Here is a 22,720-nt window from a genome sequence, read left to right as displayed (position 1 = left end):
CCCGGTACATTGGAAGGGTCGCGTGTGAAAAAAGCGTTTATTCACGGCCCCCAGCTGGAGGCATACACCTATCCGGATACCTGTCCGTTTAAGACCTATCGTGCGTCTCTGCTTCGGCGCAAACTGGTTTCGATGGGGCTGCTGAGCGGTCCAGATGTCTTCGAAGTCAGTCCGAAAAAGGCCGACCGGTCTGTTTTGGAGCAGTTTCATTCGTCGGCTTATCTGGATGCACTGGAGCGGGCAAACAAGGGAGAGTTTGATTCTTCGATGCTTTGGATGGGCCTGGGGACGGGGGATTGTCCGGTTTTTGCCGGGGTTTATGATTATGCGGTCCTGGCGGCGGGGGCGACGATAACAGGGGCTCGTCTGATTTTAGAAGGGAAAGCCGGAATTGCCTTTAATCCGTCCGGGGGGTATCACCATGCCCATGCCGAACGAGCCGGCGGGTTTTGTTATTTGAATGATGTTGTTTTGGGATGTCTGGAATTTGTGAAGGCGGGCAAGCGGGTGCTGTTTCTTGATGTGGATGTGCATCACTGCGACGGGGTCCAGGCGGCCTTTTATGACCGGGCGGATGTGATGACGATATCGACGCATCAGGACGGCCGGACACTATTTCCCGGTACGGGATTTGTGGAGGAAATCGGAGAGGGCGATGGACGCGGGTACAGTGTGAATTTTCCGCTGCCTCCGGGGATGTATGATGAGGCTTATCTGAAGGTGTTTCGGGAGGGGGTTCTTCCGCTGATTGGGGCGTACAGGCCGGATGTGATTGTGCTGGAAATCGGAGCCGACACGCTGGCCGGAGACCCGCTGGCCGGCTTTTCGTTAACCAACAACGTGTATGTCGAGGTCGTCCAGTCTCTGCTGGACTTTGGCAAGCCATTGCTGGCGGTCGGCGGGGGCGGGTATCATGTGGAGAATACTGTGCGGGCCTGGGCCCTGGTTTGGGCGACGTTGTGCGGACGCCAGCAGACAGATGAAACCTGGGCGGGGCTGGGCGGCGTGATGCTGCAAAGCACGGACTGGAACGATGACAGGGGGTTGCGGGACCGGGTTTTGGTTCCCTCAAATTGGCAGAGAGAATCGGTGCTGCCGGCGGCGGAACAGGTGCTCGATACGGTGCGCCGCACCGTTTTCCCGCTGCACGGGCTTGCCTGAAAAAAAGAGCCCGCTTCTCTGCGGGCTCTTAGGGCTATCGGTCAAGTCCGACTAAGATTTTTTGGGCGGTTTAATCTGCGTCATAACAGCTGCCGCCACCAGACAGGCGATGCCGGCGACCCAAAAGGCGAGGCGGTAATTGCCGATGGTGAAGAGTTTTTCTACAACGGCCCCGCTGGAATCTCTGGACAGGTATGAAATGGTGTTTACTGTCTTCATCAGGGCGGCGGCCAGGTAGGGACCGACAATTCCGCCGGCACCGAATGCCGTGAACATAAAGCCGTAATTGACGCCGAAATGTTTGGTGCCGAAGAAATCCGCCGTCACGGCCGGGTACAGGGCCAGATAACCGCCGAAACATAAGCCGATTAGGGAAACGCCGACCAAATAGATGGGGTATTCCCGAAGCCGGTCCAGGAGAAGCATGGCAGCGCCGCAAAGGATAAACATCGTAATCAGCGTTCCTTTTCTCCCAAAGGCATCGGAAATTTTTCCCCAGAGAATCCGTCCGAGCGAATTAAAAATTGCCAGAACGGCGACGGCCGTAGCACCGGCGGCGGCAATCTGATTGAATGCTTCTTCCTGAATCGGAGCAGTCATCACGGCTGTTCGGAAGGACTGCCAAATGGGTGACGCCTTCATGATAATTTGAAGACCGGCGGTGCAGCCGGCAAAATAGGTAATCCAGAGCAGCCAAAAGGCGGGCATCCGCAGCATTTCGGAAGGAGTATAGTCGGCCTTCGGTGCAGCGGATTGAGCGGGTTGCGGGGGATTCCATCCTGCCGGCTTATAACCGGCGGGCGGATTGCGCAGCAGCTGGGCGCCGGTGACGACAGCGGTTAGGAAGATGATACCCAGTGTCAGAAAGGTATTAAAGACGCCGATTTTGGGCAGGGAGAACAAGGGCTGATTAAAGAGTTGATAAGCCCCGCCGGTAATCAGGGCCTTGGCCAGCGGCGCGAAAAAGAAGGCCCCGGCTCCGAAGCCGGCTACAGCCAGACCGGTGACAAGGCCTCGTTTGTCCGGAAACCATTTGACGCAGGTGGCAATCGGGCAGACGTACCCGGTTCCAATGCCGATGCCGCCCAGGACGGAGAAGGTCAGAATCAGCCACAGCAGGGACCAGGAAGGCTCAAAGTATTCGGTAAAGCGGGCCAGGATGAGTCCTGTGCCGAGGATGATGCCTCCGGCGGTGGCGACTTTGCGCGGGCCGATGCGGTCCTGGATACGCCCGCCGATAATGACCGCCAGAGCAAACATAGCCAGGACAATTTGAGCCGGCAGCGTGACGGCTGTTTCGGACCAGGTTGGGAAGAAGGTTTTCAGCGGTGTCTGAAAAACGCTCCAGATATAGACAGCGCCCAGACTGATTTGAATAATCAGAGCGCCGATGACAACCCACCATCGATTCATGTGCTTGGTTTCTGACATAAACTGTCCTTTCGAAAGATTGCTGAAAAAAAAGCCGGGCGTGATGAACACGTCCGGCTTTTTTTGAAGGATTCTTTTTTACCCTCGTCCGGCAATGAGTTTTTCGACGACGCTCGGGTCCGCCAGGGTAGAGATATCTCCGAGGTTGCTGGTGTCTTTCTCGGCGATTTTGCGGAGGATTCGCCGCATGATTTTGCCTGAACGGGTCTTTGGCAGTGCCGGAGCGAACTGGATAGCCTCCGGTGTGGCGATGGGGCCAATCTCCTTGCGGACGTGCTGAATGAGCTCTTTTTTGAGTTCTTCGCTTTCCTGCACGCCTTCTTTGAGCGTCACATAGGCATAGAGTCCCTGTCCCTTGATTTCGTGCGGGATGGGCGTGACGGCGGCTTCGGCCACCTTTGGATGGCTGACCAGCGCGCTTTCGACTTCGGCGGTTCCGATACGATGTCCGGAGACGTTGACGACGTCGTCAATGCGTCCCATCAGCCAGTAATCGCCGTCTTCATCGACTCGGCAGCCGTCGCCGGTGAAGTACATGTTTTCGAACATCGTAAAGTACGTGTCGATGAAGCGGTCGTGGTCGCCCCAGGTGGTCCGCATCATTCCGGGCCAGGGTTTTCGGATGCACAGTTTGCCGCCTTCGTTCGGGGCACACTGGGTGCCGTCATCCCGCAGCACGACCGGGTCCACACCAAAGAAAGGCCGCGAGGCGCTGCCGGGCTTGAGGGTCATGGCCCCCGGCAGAGGCGTAATCATAAAGCCGCCGGTTTCGGTCTGCCACCAGGTATCGACGATGGGGCAGCGTTTCCGCCCGACTTTTTCATAATACCAAATCCAGGCCTCGGGGTTGATGGGTTCGCCGACGCTGCCGAGGACGCGGAGGGTATCGAGTTTGTATTTCATGACCCATTCCTCGCCGAGCCGCATCAGCGAGCGGATGGCGGTCGGGGCGGTGTAGAAGACGGTCACACCGAATTTGTCGCAGATGTGCCAGAACCGTCCGGCGTCCGGATAGGTGGGGACGCCTTCGAACATCAGACTGGTGGTGCCGTTGGCCAGCGGACCATAGACAATGTAGCTGTGGCCGGTGACCCAGCCGATGTCGGCGGTGCACCAGTAAATATCATCATCGTGGATGTTGAAGACGATTTTGTGGGTGAGGGACACATGGAGCAGATAGCCGGCGGTCGTGTGAACCACGCCTTTGGGTTTTCCGGTGGAGCCGGAGGTGTAGAGAATAAACAGCGGTGTTTCGGCGTCCATCGGTTCGGCGGGACAGTTCGGGTCGGCTTTGGCCATCAGGTCGTGATACCAGAAATCCCGGCCGCTTTTCATGTTGCAGGGGTCCTCATTGACCTTGACGACGATGACGCTCTCGATGCTGGGGCATTTTTCGAGGGCCTCATCGGCAATGGATTTGAGAGGGATACGCTTGCCGGCGCGAAGAGACACATTGGATGTGATGAGCATTTTGCAGGTGGAGTCATTGACCCGGTCTTTGATGGCGTCGGCGCTGAATCCGCCGAAAATCACAGAATGAATGGCGCCAATCCGTGTGCAGGCAAGCATGACAATGGCCAATTCGGGCACCATCGGCATATAAATTGCCACGCGGTCTCCCTTGCGGATGCCTTTGGATTTCAGGACGTTGGCAAATTTGCAGACTTCCGCGTGGAGCTGTTTGTAGGTGATTTTTTTGACAGCGTTTTCTTCTTCGCCCTGCCAGAGGATGGCCACCTTGTTGGCAACCGGAGTGTTCAGATGTCTGTCCAGACAGTTGTAAGAGACGTTCAGTTGTCCATCCGCAAACCAGGTATGAGAAATTTTTCTGGCCTTTGTGTTCCAGGTGTATTCAAGGCCCTTTGTCGGTTTTTTGAACCAGGTGAGCGTTTCGGCCTGCTGGAGCCAGAATTTGTCGGGTTCCTTGATGGACTGCTCCCACATTTTCTGATACTGCTCCATGCTGCTGACCCAGGCGTTTGCCCGAATGGAAGCGGGCGGGGGAAATGTCCTGTTTTCGGTTAGCAATGATTTGAGTCCTTTGGATGCTGCGTCTGTCATACCACCTCTCCCTTTCATAAAGATTATGTTGCGGTTAATCGGGAAGCCCGATGGATATCGACTTTAGACAGATAAATTATGCATTGAAGATAAAATTTCAACAAAAAAAAGCGTTCTTGTGAAGAAAACTATGTTTGAGAGAACAAGAAGTGCGCACAATCGCACAATTGTGGAGAATAATTGGTTTTTTATGTCTTTATAGTTTTAGAAGCGAGAGGATGGTTTGGGTGAATTGATTGTTTTGTATAAGAGAAGGGATATGTAGGTTGTTAATTTGGGAAAGATGAGTATTCAGCAGGTTCTTGGCAGCGGTTAAATCGGACAGAAGGGCTCCATTTCTTGTAATTTCCTCCATAAGTTCGTTTAGATAATCGGCAAGCCCCTCAACGGCCCGGAGTGTTCCGTTAATTCGTTTTTTGTAATTGCGGATGAATTCTGCAAATGTGCGAAGGGCTTTGGCACAGAGGGGGTTTTCGATGTCGCCTTCTATGAAATCGATTTCTTCCAGCTGGATGCGAATCTGTCTGCCGGCTGCCGTGAAGAGATACGCTTGTTTTTGCTGATGCAGAGGAATTCCGTTGTATTCGGCTGTGCGAGCCGCTTGATTGATTTCCCCTGCTTTTTTGTCAAATTCTTCCTGAAGCGTTTGGATTTGCTCAGGAGTAAGTTCGCCGCTTTGGGCTTGTTTGATAATTTCGAGGAGGCGAGGAAGTTTCTCAACAATCGTCTGGAGGTTTGCATCAACAGTCTGAAGGAGAGAAACGGCTTCATGGAGTGTCAGAAATCCTTGCCTGACAGGGGCAAGCTCGGCACGCAAGGAAGGGATGTCCGAAACGGTGCTGAATTGATCGGACTTTTGCCGATTTTCAACGTTTTGCCCCAGCTGATTTCGATAGGCCTTTAAGACTTCTGTTAGTCCCTGACTTATTGTGGATATGGACGATGCAGAAATCATAGCGTCTATCCCCCATTTATGAAATTGTACATTTAAATTGTAAAAAAACACAAAGAAAATGCAAAGAATATGTTAAGAATATAAGATTTTTTTCGTTTTTAAGCGAAGAAATAGGTTGTTTATGGGACGTTTGTGAAAAAAATCTGAGGATGCAGGAGTCTTGACGGAGGGGGTTGGACTTGGTAGTGTACACTTTTTACGGACCGATTTAGAGGAGAATTTGCGTCGTGAGAATACTATCCGGGATTCAGCCGTCAGGAAAACTTCATATCGGCAATTATTTCGGGGCCATGAGGCAGAATCTGGCCCTCCAGCAGGAACACGAAGGGTTTTATTTTATTGCGGATTATCACGCCTTAACATCCAATCCGAATCCGGAGGCCCTCCGCCAGCGGACGCTGGAGGTGGCGATGGATTATCTGGCGCTGGGGCTGAATCCGGAAAAAACGGTCTTTTGGCGGCAGTCGGATGTGCCGGCGGTGACGGAGCTGCAATGGATTCTCTCGTGCATTACCCCGATGGGGCTGCTTCAGCGGTGCACGAGTTATAAGGATAAGGTGGCTCAGGGCATCAGCCCCAACCACGGGCTGTTTGCGTATCCGGTGCTTCAGGCGGCGGATATTCTGATTTTTGACAGCCAGCTGGTTCCCGTGGGGGCTGACCAGAAGCAGCATATTGAGGTAACCCGTGATATCGCTATCAAATTTAACAACACCTACGGGGAAACCTTTGTGATTCCGGAGGATTATATTGTTGAATCGGTGGCGGTTGTGCCGGGGCTGGACGGACGGAAGATGTCCAAAAGCTACAACAACACGATTGAAATCTTTGAGCCGGAGTCGAGTGTCCAGAAGAAGGTGATGCGGATTGTGACGGATTCGACGCCGGTGGAGGCGCCGAAGAATCCGGACACGTGCAATCTGTTTGCACTCCTGCGGCTGGCGGCTTCGACGGAGGAGCTGAAAGAATGGGAGGAGCGGTACAGGAAGGGCGGACTGGGCTACGGGACGGTCAAGAAGAGAATTGCAGAGCTGCTGATTGAATATTTCCGGCCATATCGGGCCAAGCGGGCCGAACTGGAACAGAATCCGGATTATGTGGAGAAGGTTCTGATGGACGGGGCGGCTCGGGCGGATGCGGTGGCCCGCAGAACGCTGGACCGGGTGCGTCGGGCGGTTGGATTGAAAGGGATTCTGTGAGCCGAGAGAGACTGGTTACGGTGGCCCAGTATGCCGAGCCGATGGAGGCCGATCTGGCCCGGATTGCGCTGGAGGAGGCGGGGATTCGCTGCGTGATTCTCGGAGAGCCGGTGGCGGGGGGGCTGTATCCGACGGATCTGTTTACGGTCTGCGTGCAGGTTTTGGAGTCGGATGCAGAACGGGCGGCCGCTGTCTTGAATGAACGGACACCGCTGGACGACGGGTCCGAGGACGGTGCGGACGGTCAGGACAATGCGGGGGATGTGTTGTGAGCGAATACCGTGTACAGCTGGATGTGTTTGCCGGCCCGCTGGACCTGCTGCTGTATCTGGTTCGCAAGGAAGAGCTGGACATCTATGATATTCCGATTGCCCGCATCACGGAGCAGTATCTTCATTATATTGAGATGCTTAAGGAGCTGGATATGGATGTGGCGGCGGAGTTTCTGGTAATGGCCGCCACGCTGCTGGAAATCAAATCGGCGATGCTGCTGCCCAAGAGTGAGACGGAAGAAGGGGCGGAAGAGGCGGCGGGAGACCCGCGCTCAACGCTCATTCGGCAGCTGCTGGAGTATAAGCGTTATAAGGATGCGGCGAATCTGCTTTCCGCCGCGGGTGAGCAGCGTTCCCTGCGTTTCACCCGTCCGGATTCTATTCTGTCTTCTTTGGAGAAATCGCAGGAGCCGCAGATTGACCTGGAACAGGTGAGCGTCTGGACACTCTTGGAGGCCTTTGACCGGATTTTGAAGGCCACCGGTCAGGTCGGCGATTTCAAGCGGATTCAGGACGATACCCCGATTGATTTGTATCAGATAGAGATTCTGCATCGTCTTCAGACGGAGGGCCCGAAACCGCTGGAGGCCCTTTTTGAAGGGCGCGGCAACCGCCTGGTGCTGATCGGGCTGTTCCTGGCGCTGCTGGAGCTGATTCGAAACCGCCTGGTCTGGGCGGAGCAGGCCGACAGCCGCAGCCCCATTCTGCTGAGCTCCTTGACCCAGGTTCCGGCGGAAGAGGCGGTTCGAGAGGCGATTTTGTCCGTGCGGCAGGCCGAAGAGTCTGCCGGACCGAAAGAACCGGCTCAGGAGCAGGACCCTCTGGAGAAACCGGAAGGAAGTTTTTCACAATCCGTTCAGGCGGAGCCGGAGGAAGAAGAGGACCTGGATATCGAGCTTCCGGAAATCGAGATGTCTTCCGGAGAGCGTCCGCGAATTCCCATTCAGGAGATTGAGCCGCCTTGCGATTTTTCGAGACCGTCGGAAACAGAGACATCCGGCGGCCGTGATTGGCAGAAGCGTCCGGATTCTTCCGCCTCTTGACGATTCCTGTTTGACAGGTTCATCCTCGGCCGGTAGAATCAGCGGCTGAAATGAGAAAAAACGATGTTTTGACCGAAAGGAACCGTCTATGGCGGGCAATGTGATTGAATTGACGGATGCGGAATTTGAATCCACGATTCAGGGGACGGATAAACCGGTTCTGGTGGATTTTTGGGCTCCGTGGTGCGGACCGTGCCGAATGCTGGCCCCTGTCATTGAAGAAATTGCGAACGAATATGCGGGTCGGGCTCTGATTTGCAAGGTGGATACGAACGAGCAGCGGCAGGCGGCCATCGATTACGGGATTACAGCCATTCCGACGCTGCTTTTGTTCAAGAACGGCAATCTGGAGAAAAAGTGGGTCGGCTTGACAAGCAAAAAGGCCATCACCGATGCTCTGGATGAACTGCTGTAGGTTTGACGGATTGAAACCCTGTTTGCGGGATACGGTTTGTATCCCGTTTTTTTTGGATGGTTATCGGGAGAACTCGAGCAAGAACCGGTTTTTTTGAGAGCCGCATTAGGGACAGGAAGGGATTATGAGACGAAAGGGGATTATTTTGGCCGGCGGAAGCGGGACGCGTCTGTATCCGATTACGCAGGCCATCAGCAAACAAATCCTGCCGGTGTATGACAAGCCGATGATTTACTATCCGCTGTCTACGCTGATGCTGGCGGGGATTCGGGAGATTCTGGTGATTTCGACGCCGTCGGATTTGCCTCTTTTCGAACGTCTTCTCGGAGACGGCCGGCAATGGGGTCTTCAGATTGAGTATGCCTGTCAGCCCCGTCCGGAAGGGCTGGCCCAGGCGTTTTTAATCGGTCGGGATTTTCTGGGGGACCATCCGGCGTGTCTGATTCTGGGGGACAACATTTTTTACGGACAGGGGCTTTCCCAGATGCTGCAGGAGGCGGCCCGGCAGGAAGAGGGCGCTTTGATTTTCGGGTATTGGGTCAAAGACCCGGAGCGGTACGGGGTGATCGAGTTTGACCGGAACGGCCGGGTGCTCGGGATTGAGGAAAAACCGCAGAAACCCAAATCGCACTATGCGGCGGTGGGACTGTATTTTTACGATTCGCAGGTGACGGAGCTGGCGGCGCAGATTCGGCCCTCAGCGCGGGGGGAACTGGAGATTACGGATTTGAACAATCTGTATCTGAAGCAGAATCGGCTTCAGGTGCGGCTGCTGGGGCGGGGGACGGCCTGGCTGGATACCGGTACGATGGAGGCGATGATTCAGGCGTCGGTATTTGTCCAGACGGTCCAGCAGCGGCAGGGGCTGATGATTTGCTGTCCGGAGGAAATCGCCTATCGGCAGGGGTGGATTGATGCCGAACAGGTGCTCCGGCTGGCGGAGCCGCTCAAGAAGAATCATTACGGCGATTATCTCAAGCAGATGATAGAGGAAATCGGCTGATGGAGATTCTGCCGACATCGATTCCGGAGGTGCTGCTGATTCGTCCGGCTGTATTCGGGGATGCCCGCGGCTGGTTTCTGGAGACCTGGCAGCAGAAACGGTATGCGGAACTCGGCCTGCCGTCGTTTGTTCAGGATAATGTTTCTTTTTCGCAGCGAGGGGTGCTTCGGGGGCTGCATTATCAGCACCCGCACGGACAGGGCAAACTGGTTCAGGTGCTGCAGGGCCGGGTGTTTGATGCGGCAGTGGATATTCGAGTCGGCTCGCCGACTTTCGGACGGTATGTCTGTGCGGAGCTGTCGTCGGACAATCACCTGCAGATGTATATCCCGCCGGGATTTGCCCACGGTTTTTGCGTATTGAGTGAGACGGCTTTGTTTTCGTATAAATGCACGGATTTTTATAGGCCGGACTGTGAAGGCGGGGTCTGCTGGAATGACCCGGAGATTGGGATTGCCTGGCCGATTGCGGAGCCGATTCTGTCCGCCAAGGACAGCCGATACGGGCCCCTGCGTCAGATTTCTCCCTCGCGTCTGCCTGTGTATGAAAGGGCTTAAGCGGTGAACGGGGCAGGGCCGATTGTGGTTTTGGGGGCTCGCGGGATGCTCGGGACGGACCTGACGGCCTGCTGTCTGAAGCATGGGCTGGAGGTGCGAGGGTATGACCTGCCGGAGCTGGATATCCGGAACGAAGAGGATTTGAAGGAGGCGATGAACGGCTGTCGGGCTGTGGTGAACTGTGCCGCTTATACCAATGTGGAACGGGCGGAGCAGGAGCCGGAGCTGGCGATGCAGATTAATGCCGAGGCGGTGGGGCTGCTGGGGCGTCTGGCGGCTTCGTGCGGTGTGCCGGTAATGCATATCAGCACGGATTTTGTCTTTGACGGGATGCTGGAGCGGCCTTATGTCGAGACGGACCCGCCCAATCCCCTCAGCGCCTACGGACGAAGCAAGTGGGAAGGGGAGAAGCAGCTGGCCTCTTCGGGGTGCCGGTTTTGCATTGTGCGGGTTCAGTGGACCTATGGGCGGGCGGGCACGAACTTTGTGGTCAAACTGCTGGAGGCCGCCAAGAGCCGTCCAGTCTTGCGGGTGGTAGAGGACCAGGTCGGGTCGCCGACGGCGACTTCGGAACTGGCTGAGGTGCTCGTTCAGATGCTGAAGCTGCCGGTCTTTCCGGAAGGGGTTTTTCATGCGGCGGCCTCCGGTTATACGTCCCGCTATGAGATGGCCCGTTTTATTTGTCAGGTCAAGGGACTTTCGAATTCGATAGAACCCTGCAGGACATCGGAATTTCCGTCGGCGGCCAAACGGCCTTTGAACAGCCGGTTTGACTGCCGCAAACTGCGGTCTGTACTGGGCAAAGATATGAGGCCCTGGCAGGATCCGCTCAAAGAATTTCTGGAGCAATTATGAGAACGATTTTGGTAACCGGCGGCGCCGGCTTTATCGGCAGCAATTTTGTACGAATGGTGCTGGAAGAGCATCCGGATACCCGGGTGGTGAATCTGGACAAGCTGACCTATGCGGGCAATCTGGAGAATCTGGAGGGCTATAGGGACCATCCGAATCATATCTTTGTCAAAGGGGACATTTGTGACGGGGCCCTGGTTGAGAGTCTGATATCAACCTATAAGATTGATGCTCTGATTAACTTTGCGGCGGAAAGCCATGTGGACCGTTCGCTGGAAGAGCCGGGAATTTTCATTGAAACAAATGTCAAGGGCACACTGACTCTCCTGAAGATTGCCCTCGAGAAAAAACTGGAGCGGTTTGTCCAGATTTCGACGGATGAGGTGTATGGTTCTTTGGGGCCGGAAGGGAAGTTTACGGAGACGACGCCGCTGAGTCCAAACTCTCCGTATTCGGCCAGCAAGGCCTCCGCGGACATGCTGGTTCAGGCGTTTGGGCACAGCTGGGGGCTTCGGTACAATATTACACGATGCTCCAACAATTACGGGCCGTATCAGTTCCCGGAAAAGATGATTCCGCTGATGATTCATAATGCGCTGAAGGATAAGCCGCTGCCGGTGTACGGGGACGGAATGCATATCCGGGATTGGCTGTATGTGTATGACCATTGTACGGCGGTTTGGAAAGTCTTGACGGAGGCCCAGCCGGGACGGGTTTACAATATCGGCGGCAACAACGAAAAGCATAATCTTGATGTAGTACGTCTGATTTTAAAGACACTCGGAAAGCCCGAATCGCTGATTACTTTTGTGAAAGACCGGCCGGGCCATGACCGGCGGTATGCGATTGATTCGAGTCGGATTACAGCGGAGCTGAATTGGAGGCCTTCGGTGTCGTTTGAAGAAGGGCTGTCTCGAACGATACGCTGGTATCTGGAGCATTCCGAGTGGCTCAATCATGTGGTTTCCGGTCAATATCAGGAGTACTATAAACGGATGTACTCGAACCGTTAAGTCTATTTTGAGTTCTTGACCAGCCCTCATCCCTGTGTTAATCTGCCTGCTTTGTTCGTTTCTGGAGAAATGAATGTCGGAGACAAAAGGATTATCTGCTTTTTGGCGTGTCTGGGAAGATGTCTGGCCGCAGTGGCCTCAGCTGATAAAGCTGGTCATTTGGTCTGTGATTCTTGCGTTGACCATCTCTGTTAGTTTTGCGACGGTGATTCCGCTTTTGAAGGTGATGATGGGCCAGGAGGGTCTTCACGGCTGGGTGGACCGAAAAATCTGCAACTGGCGGTACGGGCTGGATTTTTATGTCCCGGACCGAATGGATTTTCTGGCGGAGGATGGAGAATCCTTTCTTCATTATTTGCTGATAACTCATGTTCGGTCGAAATCATGGGCGAAAGAACACGGTCTGCATCCGCAGGACCGGATTGTCGGGGTCAGTCCTTATCTTTCTTCGGAGGGACAGCCGGTGTTTTCCGGCAAGATGCTCGAGGCACTGGCAACCTGTCCCGCCGGACAGCTGCTGACCCTGCAGGTGGTTTCGATTGCGGATTTGGTTCCTGTGGTCAAGACGGTGGAGGTTACGGCGCCGGAAAAGCCGCGTCTGGCGGATTGGGCGCAATGGCCTGTGAGTTTTCTGCCTCGTGAAGAAACCCGGGAAACGAAGCTGCAGGCCATCGGCGTGATTATTATCGGGATGATTGTGATTACGATTTTTCGATGTACGGCCCGCTTTTACCAGCATTTTCTGGCAGAGAAGGTTGTGCTGGTTGCCAATACACGGCTGCGGGAGCGTGTGTTTGCGCATGCGATGTATATGCCGGTCGGCTTTTTCAGCAGTCGGGGAACAAGCGATACGACCAGCCGGATTTTTAATGATGTTGCGCAGAGCTGCCGGGGCATCAAGGTGCTGCTGGGCAAGACCCTTCGGGAGCCGCTGACGGCGGCAGGCTGTATTGGAGCGGCGTTTTGGATTAATTGGAAACTGACGGCTATCTTTCTGACGGCGGCGCCGCTGGTTTTGGGGCTTTTTGTGGTACTCGGCCGCAAAATTAAAAAGGCCACGAAGAAATCGCTGGCCATTTCGGCTCAGCTGCTCGGACGGATTCAGGAAGCGATGCGGGGAGTGCGGGTGGTCAAGGTGTACAACCGCCAGGACCATGAGATTGGGCTCTATGAAAGAACCAACCAATCCCTGCTCAAACAGCTGATTCGGATTGCCCGGGTGGAGGCGATGACCAACCCGCTGATGGATGTCTTGGGGATGTTTGCCGGTTCGGCGGCTCTGCTGCTGGGGGCGGCCTGGACGGTTCAGCGGCGAGAGGGGCTCGATGAGCCGTCCTTTTTCGGTCTTCTTCTTTTTCTGGGGATGGCGGCGGAGTCGGTTCGCAAGGTCAGTGATGTCTGGAATGAGGTGCAGCGGGCGAATGCGGCGGCTGAGCGGGTCTTTGCGGTGCTGGATGAGCCGCTGGAAAAGGAAGAGCCCGATGCCTTTGATTTGGCGCCGTTGCGGGAGAAGATGGTTTTTGAAGATATTCGCTTTACCTATCCTGGGGCTGCACTGCCGGCGCTGAACGGGATTACGCTGGAGGTGCCGGCGGGGCAGACGGTGGCGATTGTGGGGCCCAACGGTTCGGGCAAATCGACGCTGGTGAATCTGATTGCCCGGTTTTACGACCCGGACAGCGGGCGGATTTTGATAGACGGCAAAGATATCCGCCGGGCGACGCTGCGGAGTCTGCGGGGCCAGATTGGGCTGGTGACGCAGGATATTGTGACGTTTCGGGATACGATTGCCAACAATATCGCCTACGGCAAACCGGGGGCAAGCCGCGAAGAGGTGATGGAGGCGGCGCGTCGGGCCTATGCGCATGAATTTATTGAGCCGCTGCCGGAGGGTTATGATACCATTATCGGCGAGCACAGCAGCGGGTTCAGCGGCGGGCAGATGCAGCGGATTGTGATTGCCCGGGCGATTTTGAAGAATCCGGCGATTCTGATTTTTGATGAGGCGATGAGCCAGATTGATGCCGACAGCGAAGCGAAGATTCACGCGGCCCTGCAGACGCTGCTGAAAGGCCGGACGTGTTTTCTGATTGCCCATCGGTTCAGCACGGTGATTTCCGCCGACCGGATTGTGGTGCTCGACAAAGGACGGATTGCGGGGCAGGGCCGGCACGAGGACTTGATTCGGACCTGCCAGGTTTATAAAAATCTGTATGAAACACAGCTGATTGTGCCGCAGGGACAATGAGCCGGACGAACGGAATCGCAACAATTTGTGTGGTCAACTACAAGACGCTCGATTTGACGCGTCTGTGTCTGCGGAGTATCCGCAGATATACCCGCGGTCCGTATGAGGTGGTCGTGGTGGATAACAATTCGCAGGATGAGTCGCTGGAGTATTTAAAGTCGCTTAAGTGGATTCGGCTGATGGAGCGAAAGGACCCGGCAAATGATGCCAGCGGCGGGTATGCTCATGCGGCGGCACTGGATTGGGCCCTGCAGGAGTGCCGGACGGAGTTTTTTGTGTCGCTGCATTCGGATACGGTGGTGCATCGGGAGGGGTGGCTGGAGATGCTGCTGGAGCCGTTTCGGGATGAGCCGAAGATGGCCTGTGTCGGCGGTGGGAAGGCGGAGCTGGAGGAGACCTGGCGAGTCTGGCTGAAGAAGGCGACCGATTACAAAACCTTCTTTCGAAAACTGTTTCGGGTGCCGGACCCGCTGGGGCGGTACCGCTATTACAATCGAACGGTCTGCTGTGCGTACCGGACGGAGATTTTGAAAAAAGAGGGACTGACATTTCTGATGGACCGGGACAAGGGACTGACAGTGGGGCAGAAGCTGTATTTTGAGCTGGAGGACCGTGGGTACAAGACAGTCCGCATCCCGGACCGGGTACTGAAGCAATACGTGTTCCATCTGGCCCACGCAACGCAGGTGCTGAATGCGGAGCAGTATCATCTCCGAAGGCGGACAATCAAAAAGATTCAAACGCGTATAAATGCAATCATGGGCTCTGAGCTGATTCGTTCTATTCTTTCAGAGGATTCTTTGGATTTTTGAGGAGTTTATGTTATGGAAGAGAACTGGAAACGGAAACATCCGCTTTTTTATTTTAAAAAGAAGTGGAGAAAATGGAGGGCCCAACACCTTTCGTATCCTGCTGAGACATTTCAGGGAACTGTCGGGAAGATTTGTTTCGAATTTCACAACACGCCTCGCTAACGAAAAATGTTTGATAGAACCTACGAGTTTCATATTCAGGAGTCGATTCGGAAATTTCTTCCTAAACAAGGAGTGTTTATCGATGTAGGGGCGAATTTCGGTTTCATATCTGCAGTGGCAGCGGATATTGTCGGTCCAGATGGGGCTGTTCATTGTTTTGAACCTGTTCCGCAGTATTTTGCCTTGTTGAAGAGACTGAAGGAGTTGAATCCTTCCTACCCCTTTTTTTTAAACGATACGGCTTTGGGGGATTCATTCGAAGAAGCCGTACCAATGTATGTTCATCGCTCTAACCCGGGAGGCTCTTCGATGCTGGCAGATTTTATCGATCCGGATAAGGTTGAAACCAGGATACAGGTGAAGAAGGAGCGGCTGGATTCTTATTTAAATAGGAACAAGAATTTCCCTTCGATGATTAAAATTGATACAGAAGGATATGAATGGGCTGTTCTAAGAGGGTGTTCGGAATATTTTGCGCAGAACAAGCATTCCCTGCCTCCGGTTCTGGCGGAGGTGTCGAGAAACGGGATGGCCCATTTTGGAATTACGCCGGCTGACTTTGAGGGATATATGGCATCCTTCGGCTATCAACCCTACTGTGTCTTTGGAACTCATCGTTTGGATCTGGCTGAAATTTCTTCGACGGAAGATGTATTATTTCTTGCATAAGGGGTAGAAAATTGAATGGCTTGGGCCAAACGAATTCTGATTATCGGTGATTTTAAGCTGCATTTGCCCGAATCTCTTCGGATAGAGAGGAGGCATTGGATTAAGGGTTTCGTACGGGCCGGCTGTGATGTTCAGAGTTTCAGTTATCGAAATATCATTCATCATTTTACTCCTTTTCATAAAAGAAAATATGCTCTTCTGTTTGGGAGAAGGAAAACAGAAGAATCTCTGATTCAGATTGCCGAATCCTATCGGCCCCAGATGGTGTTGATTCTCAATATGAGGGATATCAGCCCGGAGTGTTTGGATTTTTTGAGAAATGCGCTGAAACATACGGTCTTTCTTGGACGAGATAATGATTGGAATCCGGCACAAAATAAGGAACGAATGCGAATCGCCCGCAAAATGGATATTGTCCTTGCGACGAATGCAGGTTCGTGGCTTCAGGACTATAAAAAAGCCGGCGTGCCAGTCTGTGCCTTTATGCCGTGTCCCTGTGATCCCGATATTCAGCATCCTTATGAAACCGACCCGCATTTACAGACCGATATTCTTTTCATCGGCCGTTCGGAACATCCGATACATACCACGGATCCGGAACGAACCGCCATCTTGAAACGGTTGTCCCAGATGTCCTCTGCACGTGTGTATGGCGGCGGGCTGGGGCATGGACGCATAGAAGGTCTTGATGCTTTTCGGGTGATTTCGAACACCAAAATTGCCTTAAGCATCAATGCCGATAATACTCAGCGGCTTTATCACTCTGATCGTTTTACTAACTGTCTTGCCTGCGGGGCTTTTACGCTGGCCAAGTGGGTTCCTGATTCGAACCTGCTTTTTGAGGATCGGCGCGAAATGAGGTATTTTCATAGCGCGGATGAGTTTTTTGATTTAGCGGCCTGGTACCTTCAGCATGAAAGCGAACGACGCGCTATCTCGCAGGCAGGTATGGAGAAGGCCCATAGTCAGATGAATTGCACGTTGATGGCCCAGCGGGTGCTCGATTTGGTTGAGACAGGCAGTTATTCTGCTCCCTGGAAATATGTTCTTTAAAGGGAAATCAGGATGTTGAATGACAGCAAACGGATTTTCTTAGTTGCAGATTTTAAAAATGATTCTCCCAAGTCCATTCGGCTCGAACGGCGTCGATGGGTTAAGGGACTGCTCCGTCTCGGACACGATGTCCAGCCGTTTAGCTTCTGGGATATTGCAGAACAGAAGTGTATGTGGCCGATACCTATTCTGAAACAACGATCAGAAAAAGCGAAGGCCTTTGAGGTTATGCTGGAGCAGATTCGACGATATCATCCGGATATCCTGATCCTGTGTGTCATGAAATACTTTAATATAGAGATGATTCATGAGATTCGAAAGGCAGCTCCCTACGCTTTTTTAGTTGGACGGGATACAGACATTTATCCTTCTGATTCCCCACCGAGATGGTTTGAAATCCTCAAAATGCTGGACCTGGCAATTGTAACAAATGCCGGTTTGTGGATGCAAAGATTTAAAAAGGAAGGTGTTCCGCGATGTGCTTTTCTTCCTTGTCCCTGCGATCCCGATATCCAGAGGCCCTATCCCAATGTAGAGGAGAAATGGAAGTCTGATATTATTTTTACAGGTTCAGAAGGCCACAACCGGTTTTTGGCCGAAACGGATAAGGAAAGACAGCTTTTGCTGGAACGTCTGAGAAACAGGAAAGGGGTTCGTTTGTACGGGTGCTTTGGGTTTCCTACCCTGGATGGCATTGAGGTCTTCCAGGCTGTTAGTGCTGCCAAGGTTGCCCTGAGTATTAATGTTGTTGATGATATACCTCTCTATCATTCGGACCGGCTGGTAAATTGCATTTCCTGCGGGACGTTCACGCTGGCCAAACGAGTGCCGGATTCCGACCTTCTTTTTCAGGATGGAAAACATCTGCGGTATTTTGATACGGCGGAGGAGTTCTTTGAGCTGGCGGAGTGGTATTTGGCTCATGAAGAGGAGCGGGAGCGGATTGCGCGTGCAGGAATGGAACACGCTCACCGGGAATTCAACTGTACCAGGATGGCCCAGCATTTGATGGACTTGATCAGGACGGGCGATTACAATGCTCCCTGGAAAGTCATTCTTTGAGCGAATAGAATGTTTTCCAGCCTGAGCAGATTTGTTTAGGCCTTTGAAAAAAACAAGGAGCTAAAAAAGCGAATGACGGTTCAAAGACAGATTGTTTATATCTTGTCTACCAACTATGCGGGCTCGCATCTTCTGGCTTTGCAGCTGGGGTCTCACAGCCGATGCAGGTCTGTTGGAGAGCTGCATCATTTTCGTCGGAAAGATACAAGGCATCGAGTGTGTTCCATGTGTGCTTCGGAGGAACTCTGTCCGGTACTTGCAGGGATTCGAGGCCGCCCGGCCGAAAAATTTTATGACATCATTTTTGACAATCTGTCCCGTTCCTATCCTTTGGTTTCCACGGTGGTTGATAATTCCAAAAAGGTTCAGTGGGCGAGTCGGTTTTCGGGGATGCCCGGATATACGATGAAGTATATTCATTTGATTCGGGACCCGCGGGCTCTGGTTCGCCGATGGAAGCTCAGTTTTGAACCGGGGGACAAATTCCGACGTCGGCTGAAAACAGCACGGCGATGCTGGAGGCATGCCTGGGAGATATTGACCGGAGGAGAAAGCCGGGCCTGCTTTTGGCATTGGCTTTATCAAAATCAGCAGATTACGGACTTTCTTGAACGAAACCGGCTGGATTTCCGGCTTGTTACCTATCATGATTTGGTAATGAAAGCGGATGAAGTGCTGGGAGAGTTGATGGGATGGCTGGGATATGAACATGAGCCGTTGCAGAAGGAGTACTGGAATTTTTCTCATCACGGCAGTGTAAAGAAAGACTATCTGAAGCCGCCGCAGGACGGCGAGCTGTATTTTGACCAGAGATGGAAGAAAGAGCTCGATGAGAAGACTCAAAGGGAGATTTATAATCATCCTTCTGTTGCGGATTATTTGAACAAAATAGGTGTCTTTTTTGATTATGAGCGAGGATTAACAATCTTCAAGAACGAGCCGGTTGACGGCAACCCGGTATCTATTGGATAATCACACTTCCTGTGAGGACAGAGTATTGAATGTGAAGCTTCTCGTTCTATCGAACAATCCGGAGCGGGCCAGTTATCGGGAGCGGATTGGGGTGTATCTGGAGCGGCTGGCTGGCTGCGGCGTGACTTGTCGGGTTGAGCGGATTCCTGCATCCTATCGGCAGCGTTGGCGGCTGTTTCGGGAGGCCGGGCGGTTTGATGCAGTCCTGATTCATAAAAAGACGCTTAATATGCTCGATGCTCGGATTCTGCGAAAGACCGCGCGGTGCATTCTATATGATTTTGATGATGCGGTAATGTATAATCCTGGACAACCCGACAGGAATTGGACCAGCCATTTTCGTCGATTTCGGCGAACGGTGAAGATGGCGGACTGTGTGATTGCCGGCAATTCTTATCTGGCGGAGCATGCAAGATCTTTTTGCAAAAATGTTCATATTCTCCCTACCGGTCTGGATGGGAGGGCTTATGCGTCGCAAATTAAGAAACCGCAAGATGGAAAAATCCGCCTGGTCTGGATCGGCAGCCGCAGCACGCTTCACTATTTGGAAGAGATAAAACCGGCTCTGGAGACAATTGGGCAGGGAAACCCTTCTGCCGTTCTGAGAATTATTGCAGACCGGTTTTTGGGCTTACAGCATTTGCCGGTAGAATGGGTTGTGTGGACTTTGGATACGCAGACCCAACGGCTTCAGGAGTGTGACATCGGGCTGGCTCCGCTGCCGGATAATCGTTTCACGCGGGGGAAATGCGGTTTTAAGATTCTTCAGTATTTTGCGGCTGGGCTGCCTGTGATTGCTTCGCCGGTAGGAGTTAATCGTGACTTCATTGAGGAAAGCGGGGCCGGATTTTCCGCTTCGACTCTCGAACAGTGGTGTCAATACGTTCATCAACTGATTCATGACGAGCAGCTTCGGAAGGATTTAGGGCGAAAGGCAAAGGATTATGTGAAGCAATATGATCAGCATGTTATTGGTGAACGCTTCTGCCGCATTGTTTTCAATGCGCTGCGTGGATGAATTGTTCCAGTCGTTTGCCAAAGGCCGCTTCCATTTTTTTTTGGATGCTGCCTTTCTTCCGCCAAAGCAGTTGCGGGCGAAGTGCATCCAGATCAATCAGAACCGGCTGACCATTGGAGATGCGAATATTGCTCAGTTTCAGATCATAATGGGCCAGACTGTTGTCAGCCAAAGAGAAAATAATCTTTTTTGTCCGATTTAGAATTTTTTCTTTTTCTTGGGAAGCGGCCGAGGATTTGAGGAATTCATCCAGATTGCTGCCTGAAAGAAACTCTGATAGAAAATAAGATTGCAGGAGCAATCCCTTTTGTCTTTGTATGATACAAGCCAAAGGGCGCGGGGTGGGGATGCCGCAGTGCAGCAGTTGGTGAGCGGCCAGCCAGCATTTTCGGGCGCGGGAGCCCTTGAGGGTATGCCGCAGCGAGTGCCAGAAGCCCTTGTAGTTGTAGCGTTTGACGGCAATGTCCAGCGAGCCGAACTGCACACGGCTGACAAAGCAGGTATTGCCGCGTTTGAGAATCTGCCCGGCCTCCATTAGCGAGTCGATTTGTCGGATGAACTGCCGGGCGGTTTCCTCCGTCCAATCCTGACGGGTAAACATGCCCCGGACCGAGCCTTCCTGCAGGGAGAAATACCGTTTGCTGTTGCGCAAAGTTTTTTTAAGGGTTTGGCGAAGGAGCCGCCGCTGTCGCTGAGCGATGTACTTTTCGAACCGGGCGAGCATTTCGTCCGTCGGTTTCCAACCCCGGATTCGGCCATAGTGTTCCAGCAGCGGCTGGGGATTTTCCCGGACAGCAGGGGGGATTGTGCAGAGCATGCCGGCCAGCTGTCGAAGGCCCTGCTCAGCGGAGATAGGAGAGCGGCGGAAACGGATTGTGCCGGGGTCCAGGGCATAAAGGCGGCTGCCGTCCCAGAGAAAGTTGCCCGGATGGAGGTCTTTTTGAAGGACACCTTTTTGATGCATTAAGGCGATAAAATCGAGCCATTTCAGGCAGAGCTCGGCTTTCTGCTGCGGGTCCTCTGTTTTTTCGAGCAGGTTGGCCAAATCCTTCGCCGGTGTGATTTTCTCGAGAACCAGGGTCCATCGGCCGGCGGGGTCTTTTCCGGAATGCAGCAGAGCGGGGCTGGGGATGCCGCGTTCGGCCAGCCGAGAGAGTCCTTGTGTTTCGCGTCGGAAATGAAGGAAACCTCGCAGGGGGCTGGTAAAGATTTTGACAATGACCGGCCGAGTCTCCCAGAAACCTTCATACGTATAGCGCACACCGCTCAAGCGGCGCAAAAGGGCCGTGCACCGGACGACGGCTGTATGCCCGGTTTTCGGGTCTGTAATCGCAATTTCCAACGGCGTATTCGTCATGTTCGTGTACTTAACTGTTGTTTCTTCCAAATCTTAAATATATCATAGAATTGTTTGGGAGGATATCGAAAAAATGCCGAAGGTTAGTGTTATCATTCCTGCGTATAACCGCAGAATGCTCCTGCGGGAGGCCGTTGAGAGTGTCTGTCGTCAAACTTTCCGGGACTTTGAAATTCTGGTGATTGATGACGGCTCGACAGATGGAACGGCCCAGGAGATTTCTTCTATAAAGGACGGTCGAATACGCTATTTTTGGAAGGAAAACGGCGGCGTTTCTTCGGCAAGGAATCTGGGCTTACGAAAGGCAGAGGGGGAATATATTGCTTTTCTGGATTCGGATGATTTGTACATGCCGGACTATCTGGAAACGATGGTTTCGTCGCTGGAAAGGGCACGGGAATATGGAGTTGGATATGCTTCCGTGACGATGGAGCATCCGGACGGCAGCCGTCAGGAGCGAATGAATGACAAATATGCCTGTACCGGCTGGATTGTGGGGCCTTTGTTTTCCCGTTTTTTTGTGTATTGCCAGGCCAGTCTAATTCGCCGGGAACTGCTGGATGGGTTCTTTTTTGATGAGACGCTGGAGCTGGCGGAGGACCAGGACTTTTTCCTGCGGTTATCCACTCGAACCCCGTTTTTGTTTGTCCCGCAAACATTTGTGATTCGGCGCATACAGACAGAGAGTTTGAGCCGACAAGACGGGAAAGGGAAGGTTCATCTGGACAATCTGAAGGTGCCGGAGCGGTTTTATTTTGAATACGGTGGGGCTGACTGGATTCCCCGCAGGCAGGCCATGCGGATTTTATCAAAGAAGTATCGAAAGACCGGCTTTAAGCTCCTGCAGGAGGGCAGGGAAGCGGAAGGACGCCGATGTTTGCAAAAGGCGCTTCAGTATAACAAATGGTCTTTTTTGTCTGTTATGCTGGGACGTCTTCGATTTAGCCGTTTTCTGGCTGGTCTTTTTTAGAGGGTTTCCGGCTGTACAAGCAGATTTACGGCGATGATTGTCGATACCTGTTTTTCTTCTTGTGGCAGTCGATTTTTCAAGGATTCATATTCTCGCCAGACATTCCTGCCTGCCTGCATGGCTTGAAGCAGTTGCGGATAGATTTCCTTGCTGTGCCGCAGGCCTTTGAAGTGGAAAATTTTTCCAGTTTTTAAGTGATAATCGTTGTAGATTTCTACCGGCAGCAGTCGAACGGAGAACCCGTGCCAAACCTGAATTTGCCGAGGTTTTCTCCAGTTAATGGTTTCGGAAAGAATCTCTGCCAGAGCGCTTTGGTCGGTATGGCCGCCGGCTGCACATTTCTGCATCCATCGGCCCAGAAGCAGCTTCGGATAACGGCGGAAGAAAAGGACGCCGGAATTGAGAATTCCATTGAAGTAATTCTGTGTATCTAGT

The 22,720-nt window shown here is 53.0% G+C and carries 22 protein-coding genes; 17 read left to right on the top strand and 5 right to left on the bottom strand.

The annotated features are described in order from the left end of the window. The first annotated feature begins 24 nt into the window (after positions 1 to 24). On the top strand, positions 25 to 1,161 hold the full coding sequence (locus WHS88_08725; protein MEJ5260258.1) for an acetoin utilization protein AcuC: 1,137 nt from the start codon (positions 25 to 27) through the stop codon (positions 1,159 to 1,161). Between the two features lie 51 nt (positions 1,162 to 1,212). On the opposite strand, the gene WHS88_08720 is transcribed toward WHS88_08725, so the two are convergent. The 3 genes from WHS88_08720 to WHS88_08710 form a co-directional block, all read right to left on the bottom strand. Next, a complete protein-coding gene (locus tag WHS88_08720; GenBank protein ID MEJ5260257.1) occupies positions 1,213 to 2,592 on the bottom strand; it encodes an OFA family MFS transporter in 1,380 nt (459 codons plus the stop codon). Between the two features lie 78 nt (positions 2,593 to 2,670). Then, positions 2,671 to 4,653, bottom strand: coding sequence for an acetate--CoA ligase (acs, locus tag WHS88_08715; GenBank protein MEJ5260256.1), 1,983 nt, complete (start codon positions 4,651 to 4,653; stop codon positions 2,671 to 2,673). Positions 4,654 to 4,849: 196 nt separating this feature from the next. Further along, the gene (locus WHS88_08710; protein ID MEJ5260255.1) at positions 4,850 to 5,659 is read right to left on the bottom strand and encodes a hypothetical protein; all 810 of its coding nucleotides are present in this window, start codon (positions 5,657 to 5,659) and stop codon (positions 4,850 to 4,852) included. Between the two features lie 176 nt (positions 5,660 to 5,835). On the opposite strand from WHS88_08710, the gene trpS reads away from it, so the two are divergent. The 15 genes from trpS to WHS88_08635 all read left to right on the top strand — a co-directional run bounded on the left by trpS (position 5,836) and on the right by WHS88_08635 (position 19,958). Then, positions 5,836 to 6,807, top strand: a complete 972-nt coding sequence (gene trpS, locus WHS88_08705; GenBank protein MEJ5260254.1) for a tryptophan--tRNA ligase — start codon at positions 5,836 to 5,838, stop codon at positions 6,805 to 6,807. After that, positions 6,804 to 7,079, top strand: a complete 276-nt coding sequence (locus WHS88_08700) for a DUF2007 domain-containing protein (protein ID MEJ5260253.1) — start codon at positions 6,804 to 6,806, stop codon at positions 7,077 to 7,079. The genes trpS and WHS88_08700 overlap by 4 nt, the downstream gene beginning before the upstream one ends. Next, positions 7,076 to 8,122 (top strand): segregation/condensation protein A, encoded by a 1,047-nt coding sequence (locus WHS88_08695; protein ID MEJ5260252.1) that lies wholly within the window; start codon positions 7,076 to 7,078, stop codon positions 8,120 to 8,122. The genes WHS88_08700 and WHS88_08695 overlap by 4 nt, the downstream gene beginning before the upstream one ends. 88 nt (positions 8,123 to 8,210) lie before the next feature. Next, on the top strand, positions 8,211 to 8,537 hold the full coding sequence (gene trxA / locus WHS88_08690; GenBank protein ID MEJ5260251.1) for a thioredoxin: 327 nt from the start codon (positions 8,211 to 8,213) through the stop codon (positions 8,535 to 8,537). A 121-nt stretch (positions 8,538 to 8,658) separates the two neighbouring features. Beyond that, positions 8,659 to 9,540: a glucose-1-phosphate thymidylyltransferase RfbA gene (gene rfbA / locus WHS88_08685; GenBank protein ID MEJ5260250.1), complete on the top strand. Its 882-nt coding sequence runs from the start codon at positions 8,659 to 8,661 to the stop codon at positions 9,538 to 9,540. Then, positions 9,540 to 10,097, top strand: coding sequence for a dTDP-4-dehydrorhamnose 3,5-epimerase (gene rfbC / locus WHS88_08680; protein MEJ5260249.1), 558 nt, complete (start codon positions 9,540 to 9,542; stop codon positions 10,095 to 10,097). Before rfbA ends, rfbC begins: the two co-directional genes overlap by 1 nt. 3 nt (positions 10,098 to 10,100) lie before the next feature. Further along, positions 10,101 to 10,952, top strand: a complete 852-nt coding sequence (gene rfbD, locus WHS88_08675; GenBank protein ID MEJ5260248.1) for a dTDP-4-dehydrorhamnose reductase — start codon at positions 10,101 to 10,103, stop codon at positions 10,950 to 10,952. Next, positions 10,949 to 11,962 carry a dTDP-glucose 4,6-dehydratase gene (gene rfbB / locus WHS88_08670; protein ID MEJ5260247.1) on the top strand — a complete coding sequence of 338 codons (1,014 nt, stop codon included), beginning with the start codon at positions 10,949 to 10,951 and terminating at the stop codon, positions 11,960 to 11,962. Before rfbD ends, rfbB begins: the two co-directional genes overlap by 4 nt. A 73-nt stretch (positions 11,963 to 12,035) precedes the next feature. Then, complete coding sequence (locus tag WHS88_08665) at positions 12,036 to 14,210, top strand: ABC transporter ATP-binding protein (GenBank protein MEJ5260246.1); 2,175 nt, start codon at positions 12,036 to 12,038, stop codon at positions 14,208 to 14,210. Continuing rightward, positions 14,207 to 15,022, top strand: a complete 816-nt coding sequence (locus tag WHS88_08660; GenBank protein ID MEJ5260245.1) for a glycosyltransferase — start codon at positions 14,207 to 14,209, stop codon at positions 15,020 to 15,022. Before WHS88_08665 ends, WHS88_08660 begins: the two co-directional genes overlap by 4 nt. Positions 15,023 to 15,190: 168 nt before the next feature. Beyond that, positions 15,191 to 15,853: an FkbM family methyltransferase gene (locus WHS88_08655; protein MEJ5260244.1), complete on the top strand. Its 663-nt coding sequence runs from the start codon at positions 15,191 to 15,193 to the stop codon at positions 15,851 to 15,853. A gap of 312 nt (positions 15,854 to 16,165) precedes the next feature. Next, positions 16,166 to 16,906 carry a glycosyltransferase gene (locus tag WHS88_08650; GenBank protein MEJ5260243.1) on the top strand — a complete coding sequence of 247 codons (741 nt, stop codon included), beginning with the start codon at positions 16,166 to 16,168 and terminating at the stop codon, positions 16,904 to 16,906. A gap of 621 nt (positions 16,907 to 17,527) precedes the next feature. Then, positions 17,528 to 17,968 carry a glycosyltransferase gene (locus tag WHS88_08645; GenBank protein MEJ5260242.1) on the top strand — a complete coding sequence of 147 codons (441 nt, stop codon included), beginning with the start codon at positions 17,528 to 17,530 and terminating at the stop codon, positions 17,966 to 17,968. Between the two features lie 72 nt (positions 17,969 to 18,040). Beyond that, on the top strand, positions 18,041 to 18,940 hold the full coding sequence (locus WHS88_08640; protein ID MEJ5260241.1) for a hypothetical protein: 900 nt from the start codon (positions 18,041 to 18,043) through the stop codon (positions 18,938 to 18,940). Between the two features lie 31 nt (positions 18,941 to 18,971). Then, a complete protein-coding gene (locus WHS88_08635; protein ID MEJ5260240.1) occupies positions 18,972 to 19,958 on the top strand; it encodes a glycosyltransferase in 987 nt (328 codons plus the stop codon). Here the strand turns inward: WHS88_08635 and WHS88_08630 are convergent. After that, positions 19,939 to 21,315, bottom strand: a complete 1,377-nt coding sequence (locus WHS88_08630; GenBank protein ID MEJ5260239.1) for a lipopolysaccharide kinase InaA family protein — start codon at positions 21,313 to 21,315, stop codon at positions 19,939 to 19,941. The two genes, WHS88_08635 and WHS88_08630, sit on opposite strands and share 20 nt — an antisense overlap. A gap of 73 nt (positions 21,316 to 21,388) precedes the next feature. Here WHS88_08630 and WHS88_08625 point away from each other — a divergent pair, with 73 nt between their 5' ends. Next, positions 21,389 to 22,285, top strand: coding sequence for a glycosyltransferase family A protein (locus tag WHS88_08625; GenBank protein MEJ5260238.1), 897 nt, complete (start codon positions 21,389 to 21,391; stop codon positions 22,283 to 22,285). On the opposite strand, the gene WHS88_08620 is transcribed toward WHS88_08625, so the two are convergent. Further along, positions 22,282 to 22,720: hypothetical protein (locus tag WHS88_08620; protein MEJ5260237.1), on the bottom strand; the 439-nt coding region annotated here is incomplete at its 5' end. The two genes, WHS88_08625 and WHS88_08620, sit on opposite strands and share 4 nt — an antisense overlap.

Source organism: Anaerohalosphaeraceae bacterium, from assembly GCA_037479115.1.
Taxonomy (GTDB): domain Bacteria; phylum Planctomycetota; class Phycisphaerae; order Sedimentisphaerales; family Anaerohalosphaeraceae; genus JAHDQI01.
This window is presented reverse-complemented; position numbering and strand designations above follow the sequence as displayed.

Bases quoted from the DNA above. Each gene is read 5' to 3' on its own strand.
- trxA (MEJ5260251.1), top strand. From the start codon at position 8,211: ATGGCGGGCAATGTGATTGAATTGACGGATGCGGAATTTGAATCCACG.
- WHS88_08655 (MEJ5260244.1), top strand. From the start codon at position 15,191: ATGTTTGATAGAACCTACGAGTTTCATATTCAGGAGTCGATTCGGAAA.
- WHS88_08625 (MEJ5260238.1), top strand. From the start codon at position 21,389: ATGCCGAAGGTTAGTGTTATCATTCCTGCGTATAACCGCAGAATGCTC.
- WHS88_08720 (MEJ5260257.1), bottom strand. From the start codon at position 2,592: ATGTCAGAAACCAAGCACATGAATCGATGGTGGGTTGTCATCGGCGCT.
- WHS88_08660 (MEJ5260245.1), top strand. From the start codon at position 14,207: ATGAGCCGGACGAACGGAATCGCAACAATTTGTGTGGTCAACTACAAG.
- WHS88_08640 (MEJ5260241.1), top strand. From the start codon at position 18,041: ATGACGGTTCAAAGACAGATTGTTTATATCTTGTCTACCAACTATGCG.
- acs (MEJ5260256.1), bottom strand. From the start codon at position 4,653: ATGACAGACGCAGCATCCAAAGGACTCAAATCATTGCTAACCGAAAAC.
- rfbC (MEJ5260249.1), top strand. From the start codon at position 9,540: ATGGAGATTCTGCCGACATCGATTCCGGAGGTGCTGCTGATTCGTCCG.
- WHS88_08665 (MEJ5260246.1), top strand. From the start codon at position 12,036: ATGTCGGAGACAAAAGGATTATCTGCTTTTTGGCGTGTCTGGGAAGAT.
- rfbB (MEJ5260247.1), top strand. From the start codon at position 10,949: ATGAGAACGATTTTGGTAACCGGCGGCGCCGGCTTTATCGGCAGCAAT.
- WHS88_08630 (MEJ5260239.1), bottom strand. From the start codon at position 21,315: ATGACGAATACGCCGTTGGAAATTGCGATTACAGACCCGAAAACCGGG.